The organism is uncultured Maritalea sp., from assembly GCF_937139385.1.
GTDB classification, from domain to species: domain Bacteria; phylum Pseudomonadota; class Alphaproteobacteria; order Rhizobiales; family Devosiaceae; genus Maritalea; species Maritalea porphyrae_A.
In genome coordinates, this window is sequence record NZ_CAKZPW010000172.1 from 1 (window position 1) to 8,983 (window position 8,983).

An 8,983-nucleotide genomic window follows, 5' to 3' on the forward strand; every position below is an offset into this window, starting at 1 on the left:
TCCTGCACTCCCTTCAGACGCCATAATATCCATGGGGATCCAATTGAGAGGATTACTGCCTTCTCCTTGTGCTAGCTTTGGCGTTTTAAAGTTTGAGGCGTTTACACTACGCTCGCCCAAAACGATGTCTCCGACTTTTAAAGATGGGTCATGCCCACCAGATGTTCCCTGATTGATAATGAGGCGAGGGTGGTATCGCTCTATACCAATAGCTGTCGCTGCCGCAGTGTTCTCTAAACCTTTACCAGTTTTGGCAACAACAATGGGGTAGCCGTCTAGTGTACCTTTGTAGAACACAGCATTACCTGCATATTCGATGGTTACATTGCTCAAGAGTGCAGTAAAATATTGAGCCTCTATGGGCATAGGGCCTTGAATCATTATTGGCTGTAACGGAGCATTTGGTGAGCTAACTTCAACGCTTTTCATATTATGCGTGGTAGGGGATGTAGCCCATGCACAATGACCAATAACGGTAAGAAAGGCTATTATGACTAACCTAAAGATATTGTGTTTATGGATGTAGTACATACTTATCCTTGTTTTTATCGTTCTTGTCCTGAGAAATTTATAACGAAGAAACGTTTGGCATATTAGGTGAAGTTAATTGTTCCAATAACTTTCACACCACTTTTTTATTATGTGTTTGGTTTGATATTACTATTTAAATTTCGGGCAAAAAAAAGCGAAGCATCTGCTTCGCTTTCATATAAATATTATTGCTACTCAACTTCTACAATTTTCAGCGTATTTGTCGCGCCCACTTTTTCCATTTCATCGCCGTAAGTCAGAATAATGCTGTCGCCACTTTTTACTAAACCTTTTTCTTTTAGTGAGGCAATAACATCATACTTTAATCTACCCGGCTCGCTGTTAGACGAGTCAAAGTAAACTGGCTTAACACCGCGACACAACGCCATCGTGTTAAGCGTAGACTCGTGACGAGACATCGCAATAATTGGCAGTGACGTTGTGATGCGTGACATTAACGTTGGCGTAGTACCACTTTCAGTTAAGCCCACAATTGCTTTAACGCTTGGAAGGTGATTTGCCGCATATACCGCAGATAGTGCAATTGACTCGCTCGTTGACGAGAATTGCTGGTCCATACGGTGCTTAGAAATTTTAACACTCGGATGGGTTTCTGCGCCTTCGCAAACGCGGGCCATTGCTGCCACCGTCTCGATAGGAAAGTTACCTGCCGCTGTTTCAGCTGAAAGCATAACCGCGTCGGTGCCGTCTAAAACAGCGTTTGCAACGTCCATCACCTCTGCACGCGTTGGCATTGGGCTGTCAATCATCGACTCCATCATTTGCGTTGCGGTAATTACCACTTTGTTAAGCTGGCGAGAACGGGCGATTAACTTCTTTTGTACACCAACAAGTTCGGCATCACCAATTTCAACGCCTAAATCACCACGCGCTACCATAACGGCATCTGATGCAGAGATAATGTCATCCATAGCTTCGTCAGAAGCTACGGTTTCTGCACGTTCAACCTTTGCACAAATTTTGGCATAACAACCTGCTGCTTCGGCAAGTTCTCTTGCATAATTTAGGTCTGCACCACTTCTAGGGAACGACACCGCGAGGTAATCAACACCGATTTTTGCCGCTGTTTTAATATCCTCTTTGTCTTTGTCGGTAAGCGCGTCGGCAGAAAGTCCACCGCCTTGACGGTTAATGCCTTTGTTATTTGATAATGGACCACCTACGGTGACTTCAGTAAACACTGATTGCCCTTTGGTTGATAATACACGTAGTTGTACGCGGCCATCATCGAGTAATAAAATATCGCCAGGCATAACATCTTGCGGTAATTTTTTATAATCAATACCCATGGGAAAAGAGTCGACTTTTATCACTCTATTATCCAAGTAGATATCATTGAAACTAACCTCCAAGTTCAAAAGTCGACGTACCGAACTCAAAAAGTGCCGTTCGTAATCGTAGATGTGGAATCCGATAAGGTCTGACCCCAAAAGGCCTTCTAGCACTTCTTTACGCCAAGGCATCGTTCTGAAAATTTCAAACGAAGGGAAGGGTATATGCAAAAAGAACCCAATGGAAATATTCGGTCGTTTTTCTCTTACCATTTGCGGTACAAGCATCAATTGATAATCATGTATCCAAATCACATCATCATCATCGGCTTTTTCTAAAATGGCATCGGCGAATTTTTGGTTTACCGATTTGTAGGTATTCCAACTGTCCAATTCAAATTCTGCATACTCCATGAAATAATGGAAAAGCGGCCATACCGTTCGATTGCTAAATCCGAAATAAAACCCCTCTACTTCTGCCTCAGTTAAAGTAACTTTTGATGAACCGTGCTCTGCTAGTGCTTTGTCAATGTCGGCTTCCAATTCCTTCGGAATTTCCTCATCGGTCAATCCACTCCAACCAATCCAAAGACTATCACCTCCCGAATGCACAGATTTCATTCCCGTGGCCAAACCTCCAACACTGGGAACTGCAGTGATGCTTCCGTTGCTAATTTGTAATTGAACGGGTAGTCTATTTGAGATTATGATAGTTTTGCCCATATTTTGAATCTTTTTGACGTGTTTTAATAGAATTCTCTTTAAAATTCGGCAAAGTGCGGCGCAATTTCAATTGTTTGACCAAACGAATCAACTTTTTTACGGAATGGATAATTTAGACTACGGAATAATAGGAAATTGCCGAAGTGCGGCCTTAATATCGAAAACAGGAAACTTAGAATGGTGCTGTTTGCCAGAATTCGATTCTTCTTCTGTCTTTGCAAAACTCTTGGATGAGAAAATTGGCGGCAGTTTCGACGTCATAGTTGATGAGAGTTATACCATAAAACAGCGCTACAAAAAGCATACAGCGGTTTTGATTACCCATTATTCAAACGGTGAGGACGAGTTTGAAATACGCGATTTTATGCCACGTTACCGAAAAGAGGGCGGCGGTTATAATGCTCCGCCAGAAGTAATACGGTTTTTCAAGCATCTTTCAGGCAAACCAAAATTTAAGGTAAAATATGACCCGAAGCTTGAATATGCCAAAGGAAAGACTAATACCTATGTCAAAAAGAACTTTGTAGTCAGTTTGACCAAAGGAGAAAAATTTGACACTTTTTTTCTCTATACTTCTTTCAATAAAAATGCCGTTATACAAGGCCGCGAAATCGAATTGACCGCTGATGGTTATTTTCTGTTAGGATACAATGAAAAAATCTTCAAGCCTACGGTTCGAAAGGTGTACACTGAGTTGGAACGTACAAAAGTATATTGGTTGAATTGGAGCAGTAAAACCCCCACCTATAAAAAGTACAATGCCCAAATTGGTCGCAGTGCGATTACTTTAAAATTGTTGAGCTACGATAAAACGGGCGCTGTCTTGGCAGCAGCCACCACCTCGCTCCCCGAGACGATCGGTGAGGAGCGCAACTGGGATTACCGCTTTTGCTGGATTCGCGACGGCTCGATGACCGTAGACATCCTCCACCGTATCGGCCAACCCCTCAACACCCAGGAACCCACAACAACGGCGGAATTGCGCATCATTGCCCACAGCCAAAATCACATGACCGTCCAAGGTTTCAAACACGTTATAGGGCACAATATTGGGGTGCTGATTGCCGCGCCGCACCGGGGTCTTGCCCGAAAGTAAATAATTGGTGCCTTCATTGACCAACCACGCGGTTTGAACATCTGCTAGCCCAAGGTCAATATGCTGACCCTCGCCGGTTTTTTCGCGGTGGTGCAGAGCGGCCAGCAAACTGGTCGCCGCGTACATGCCGGTCATAACGTCGGATATGCCAACAGCAACCTTCATGGGCTCACCTTCAGGCTCGCCGGTAAGGCTCATTATTCCGCCGAACCCTTGCGCTAGCAGGTCATATCCAGGACGATGGGCATTTGGGCCAGTCTGTCCAAAACCAGAAATTGAGCAATATATGAGCTGAGGGCAGCGTGCTGAAAGCGTTGCGAAATCAAGTCCGTATTTCGCCAGTCCGCCGACTTTGAAATTCTCCACGAAAAGATCACATGTTTCAGCCAGCTGGCGCACAGTTTCAGCATCATCGGGATTTGATATATCAAGCGCTATTGAACGCTTATTGCGATTTGCCGAAAGATAATAGGCACTTTCGCTACTCTGCGACCCATCACAGTTTTGAACAAATGGAGGCCCCCACGTCCGCGTGTCGTCACCAACTCCCGGGCGCTCAACTTTTATTATGTCAGCACCAAGATCACCCAATAACTGTGTGCAAGTGGGCCCCGCAAGAATTCGGCTAAGGTCAAGAACGCGCACACCTGCGAGCGGACCCTGCACCATTTTTTGCTTCTGATCGCCAACGCTCATCGTGACATCCCCACCTCTCTGGAGGATCAATATCACCCAGAAAATTCCTTGTTGCAGCGACCATAAATATTAAATAAGCTAAACAAAAGCGATTAAATATTCAGAATAGTGTTCTGTTTCGTAACATAAGGAAATACCATGAACATACGGTTTTTGCGGACGATGGTGGCGATATCGCAGTATCCATCGTTCTTTGCGGCAGGTGAAGCACTGGGATTAAGCCACTCCGCAGTTAGTGTTCATGTGAAGTCATTAGAAGACGAGCTTCAAATCACACTTGTTGATCGCTCTCGCCGCCCACCCGTGCTTACGGATAAAGGAATTGCAATGGTCGAGCACGCAAAGCGCATGCTTGAAATATCCGATGAAATCAAAGCATTAGCGAGCGAAGAGACGCTGATCGGCAGGCTTTCAATCGGGGTAGTGCCTTCGTCGCTGATAAATCTGGTCCCCCCAGGGCTGGCGGCCTTACGCCAAAGCCACCCAAGGCTCCAAATCCGCTTAAAAGCGGACCTTTCACAAGAATTGGCACAGCAAGTTCGCAATCGCGATATTGACGTCGCAATTGTCACCGAACCGGGCCAAGTTATGGAGGGCTTGCGCGCGCAGAGCATTTGCGAAGAGCCACTAAACATTATTGCACCTGCCAGCGCCAAAGAAGAAACAGCTAGAGAACTTCTTAGCTCACATCCATTCATCTGGTTCAATCGCCGAACTTGGGCGGGTCAACAGATTGAAAGGCATTTGATAGAACAAAAAATTCATGTTCAGTCGGTGCTGGAAGTGGACACATTGGAGGCCATCGAGTCGTTGGTGCGCAACGGCATTGGCATTTCGATTGCGCCTAAAAGGGTCTGTTCACCAGAGTATTCGGACGATTTGAAGATCGTTCCATTAGGCGAGCCGCAGATATACCGCGAACTTATCATGGTAGACCGCATCAACAACCCAAGGGCAAAACTTGTTGATGCTTTGTATGCTGAACTGGTGGCCCTTGTTGCTTGATCCGATCAAGTCAAACTTCACCGTATTTGGAACTGTTTTGGCAAATCACAGAAATCCGTTTACAGCAGAGCGCCTACGTGTGGAATGGCAAAGAATATGCCAATCAAGGCCTTTAATTCTTATTCCCTTCTGCGCGTCTGCTCTGTCATTCTCCCTTTAAAGGGGGATGAGTTTCCCAGAATAGACGTGCACGCTTTGGCTAAACATCGCGAACAGCGCCTGAGAGACTTGATCGCTGAGTGCAGAAAACTCTGCATGCCATTGCACTCCATAAAAGAAATTTCGGTCTGGATCGCAGAATGCCTCAACTAATCCATCTTGGGATATTGCTTCGGAGCGCAAACTATCTGCTAAAATGTCGACGGCTTGCTTATGGAGCGAATTCACTTCCGCGCGGACTAATCCCAGATGTTCACGTAAACGACCATCTTGGACCAATTCAACAATATGGGACGGCGCGTATCGCGTTTCTGGTGGCCCATCTTGTGGTCGAACGCAATGGTCAGCAAACGACAGGTTGCCATACAGATCATTTCGCAACGTTCCACCTAAAGCGACGTTCATTTCTTGCATACCCCGGCAAATACCCAGCATGGGCACATCTTTTTTGTGCGCCAGTTTAATCAACTGCAAAACTGAACGGTCTCGCTGAGGATCGAATGGTCCGTGAGATTGCAGGTTGCCCACACCACCATAGTGGTGTGGCTCCACATTTGTTGTGTCGCCAGTCAGTAAGATTCCATCTACAATTTGCACCAAGTCTTCTAACGCATCTGCGCTAGCGCTTGTCGGCACTACAATGCAATTGGCGCCCACCGCTTCACTTACGGCTCTGCAGTATTTATCATCAACCGTTTGGGTTGGCAGGCCTGCTTCAAAGCCAGAATTTGCCATTACGGCTATCAAAGGCAACCGATTTCGAGTGTTTTTCATCTGCTCTTGCATCCAAAATGGGTGAACTTTATCGCTTCAATGATCGCGAATAATAAATCTCAATTTTGTGCTGCACATATTCCAAGACCATCGATAACAGCCAATAGACAACAGAAACGGTGATCAGCATTTCAAGTATTCTAAAATCTGCGCGCCCTTGGGTGCGGGCTATGAACATTATGTCCCAAACCCCGACAACAGATACCAACGATGAATCTTTAAGCATTGCGATGAACTGGTTGCCGGTAGGCGGCACGATAAATCGCATTGCTTGTGGCATGATTACCTTTTGGAAAGTGCGCAACCGGCTCAACCCTAGAGCGTCCGCGGCTTCCCATTGACCCAGCGAGATCGATTGAATGCCAGAGCGGAAAATTTCCGTCATGTAGGCCCCATAAACCAAACCTAGAGCTGCAATGGCTGCAGGAATTGGTTCCACCACAATGCCGATTTGTGGCAGGCCGAGATAGATCAAGAAAAGCTGCACCAGAAGCGGCACGCCACGGAAATATGAAGTATAGAAGCCACCAACCCCTTGCAAAATGCCAATACCAGACATTTTGGCCGTTGCGCCCAACAGGGCCAACACAAATGCCAGCGATATGGAAAGAGCCGAAACGTAGATTGTGGTCACCAACCCTTGAGACAGCAAAAAGGGTAACTTCTTTCCAATGAATGCATAACTCAAATCAAATGAGTAGAACGCCCCCATTGCGAATGCAGCTAGCAATATCCAAGTTGCAAACTGCTGAACCAGGCTAGGTAGTGCCAAAAGTAAAAGGAAACTGCCAACGGCTAGGACATAAATGACCAGTGAGACAGAAGCACTTCCCCACCAACCGGCCAACGCCTGTTCGTTCATGGCCACCAAAAATAGCTGACCAAAACCACTGCGGTTCAAGCCAAGCGATAAGGCAAACACCATTGGAACAATCGCGAATATAAAAGCTGCCTTGAGACGGGGCGCACCCCGTCTCAAACCATTTGTTAAAGTGACCATATTGGGCTTTGCCTACTTAACTGTGACCAAATCTACGCCATGCCATTTGACTGAAAGTGCAGCCAAAGTTCCATCGTCCCGCATTTGCTCAACAACTTCTGCGATCTTTGCATTCAGTTCCGCATCACCCTTGTCGGTTGCAATGCCAAGCGGTTCGTAAAACACCGGATCACCAATTTGCTTGACTGGCATCCCGCGTTCTACCGCCTGTGCAACAACTGAAAGTGATTGAATTAGGCCATCCATGCGCACCCCATCGCCAACGGATAGATCATCAAACTCATTGATATCCGAATAGAGCTTCACTTCGCTGGGTGAAATATCATAGGTGAACTCAGGTGCGCCAACCACATCCATCTCAAGACGATGTTCCAGATAGGCATGGTAGGTCGAAGACCCAACAACACCCATGACTTTGCCATCTAAATCTGATGGTTTTGTCGCCGAAGAGTTTTTGTGCACAGCAACAACAGCTGGCGAAAAATAGTAAATCGCTGGAAAATCGAGAATTTCAGCGCGACTCTTTGTTGGTGTCATGGAACCAATCACCATGTGCCACCGACCAGACCAATTGCCGGCTGTCATCACTTCCCAGCCCGGCGTGATGAATTTGACTTCCACACTCATCCGCTTGGCAACTTCTTTGGCAACCGAAATGTCAAAGCCTTGCAACTGGTTATCATCGCCCAAAAAGGAATTTGGTCGGTAATCTGAGTTGGTGCCAACAATCAGCATTTTGTCAGCCATAATTTTATCCAGAACTTCGCCCGCAAATGCTGACGCGCTCGCGCCCAACACCATAACCGCTGCGGCTGTGCCCAAAAGAGCTTCTTTTAATTTCATTGTCTTCTCCCTTATTCGCTTCCCCCCCCAAAAAAAAGGAGCAAGAAACACCAGGAGCAACCATGGGGCGCTCGCTAAGAATCTCAAAATCGATTTGCTTGACACAATTCATAGAAAATCTCTATAGATTGTTTATGAAAACACCCAAACGCTTTGTTCCAACCCTCACAGAACTTCGCGCTTTAAGCGCCGTTTCAAGGCACAAATCTGTGTCAGCTGCAGCGGAAGAACTGAACGTCTCTCAGCCGACAGTGTCCTACCATATCAAACGGTTAGAGGAGAGATGGGAAACTAAATTGTTCCGCACGCAAGGCCGATCATTGGTGCAAACCGAATTTGCACAAGACCTGTTGCATGATGTTTATGCAATCAATGAAAGCATAGATAAACTCTCGCAAAGACTGAATGAAAAAGGCGCGCAAAAACCACTTTCCATCAGCACATCTTCTTCATTTGCTTCGATTTTTTTGGTGCCACGGATCGAGCAGTTTCGTCGCATGTATCCGCAAACACCCATTAGGGTAAATGTTGCAAATCGATTTGTTGATTTTTCCGAGGATCAAATAGACATCGCCATCAGGCTGCTCACCAAGCCGGCCCAAACGATGTCGTTGACCGAACCAAACATGGTGATCCCACTTCCCAACGAAACCATGCGCATCGTATGCTCGCCGCAATATTTGGATGAACTCAAACAACAAACTGGCGACTTCAAAACTGACCCAACAAGTATTCTTGGGCATGCCAAAATCATCGATGAAGATGGTACTTTTTATTGGTTAGGCAAAGACACACCCCTTTCAACTTTAGAGTCTGATGCAAGAAAAGAACAAATAGAAATGAACCATAAAAAGAAGTTTGAAC

6 protein-coding genes and 3 pseudogenes are annotated in these 8,983 nt (G+C 46.0%); 3 read left to right on the top strand and 6 right to left on the bottom strand.

The window, feature by feature from the left end; translation table 11 throughout:
• A pseudogene (locus Q0231_RS07445) lies at positions 1-531 on the bottom strand (5'-methylthioadenosine/S-adenosylhomocysteine nucleosidase); the annotation flags it as partial.
• A gap of 191 nt (positions 532-722) precedes the next feature.
• Positions 723-2,546, bottom strand: coding sequence for a pyruvate kinase (gene pyk / locus Q0231_RS07450; protein WP_299346806.1), 1,824 nt, complete (start codon positions 2,544-2,546; stop codon positions 723-725).
• Positions 2,547-2,649: 103 nt separating this feature from the next.
• Between pyk and Q0231_RS07455 the strand changes: the two are divergent.
• Positions 2,650-3,480 (top strand): annotated as a pseudogene (locus Q0231_RS07455) (glycoside hydrolase family 15 protein); the annotation flags it as partial.
• A 30-nt stretch (positions 3,481-3,510) separates the two neighbouring features.
• Here Q0231_RS07455 and Q0231_RS07460 read toward each other — a convergent pair.
• Positions 3,511-4,311: pseudogene (locus Q0231_RS07460) on the bottom strand (CaiB/BaiF CoA transferase family protein); the annotation flags it as partial.
• Positions 4,312-4,476: 165 nt separating this feature from the next.
• Between Q0231_RS07460 and Q0231_RS07465 the strand changes: the two are divergent.
• The gene (locus Q0231_RS07465) at positions 4,477-5,343 is read left to right on the top strand and encodes a LysR substrate-binding domain-containing protein (RefSeq protein ID WP_269392410.1); all 867 of its coding nucleotides are present in this window, start codon (positions 4,477-4,479) and stop codon (positions 5,341-5,343) included.
• A 156-nt stretch (positions 5,344-5,499) separates the two neighbouring features.
• Here the strand turns inward: Q0231_RS07465 and Q0231_RS07470 are convergent, their stop codons facing one another.
• From Q0231_RS07470 to Q0231_RS07480, 3 genes are read right to left on the bottom strand one after another with little or no spacing between them, the layout of a single operon-like run.
• Complete coding sequence (locus tag Q0231_RS07470) at positions 5,500-6,288, bottom strand: gamma-glutamyl-gamma-aminobutyrate hydrolase family protein (RefSeq protein WP_331283663.1); 789 nt, start codon at positions 6,286-6,288, stop codon at positions 5,500-5,502.
• A gap of 16 nt (positions 6,289-6,304) precedes the next feature.
• Entirely contained in the window at positions 6,305-7,276 is a 972-nt protein-coding gene (locus Q0231_RS07475; protein ID WP_269392412.1) for an amino acid ABC transporter permease, read from the bottom strand.
• A gap of 12 nt (positions 7,277-7,288) precedes the next feature.
• Positions 7,289-8,119, bottom strand: a complete 831-nt coding sequence (locus Q0231_RS07480) for a transporter substrate-binding domain-containing protein (protein ID WP_269392413.1) — start codon at positions 8,117-8,119, stop codon at positions 7,289-7,291.
• Between the two features lie 134 nt (positions 8,120-8,253).
• Between Q0231_RS07480 and Q0231_RS07485 the strand changes: the two genes are divergently transcribed.
• On the top strand, positions 8,254-8,983 hold a 730-nt coding region (locus Q0231_RS07485), incomplete at its 3' end, for a LysR family transcriptional regulator (protein WP_299346810.1).

What these genes read in the sequence shown, in the direction of transcription:
- pyk (WP_299346806.1), bottom strand. Translation starts at nt 2,546, where the DNA reads ATGGGCAAAACTATCATAATCTCAAATAGACTACCCGTTCAATTACAA.
- Q0231_RS07465 (WP_269392410.1), top strand. Translation starts at nt 4,477, where the DNA reads ATGAACATACGGTTTTTGCGGACGATGGTGGCGATATCGCAGTATCCA.
- Q0231_RS07470 (WP_331283663.1), bottom strand. Translation starts at nt 6,288, where the DNA reads ATGCAAGAGCAGATGAAAAACACTCGAAATCGGTTGCCTTTGATAGCC.
- Q0231_RS07475 (WP_269392412.1), bottom strand. Translation starts at nt 7,276, where the DNA reads ATGGTCACTTTAACAAATGGTTTGAGACGGGGTGCGCCCCGTCTCAAG.
- Q0231_RS07480 (WP_269392413.1), bottom strand. Translation starts at nt 8,119, where the DNA reads ATGAAATTAAAAGAAGCTCTTTTGGGCACAGCCGCAGCGGTTATGGTG.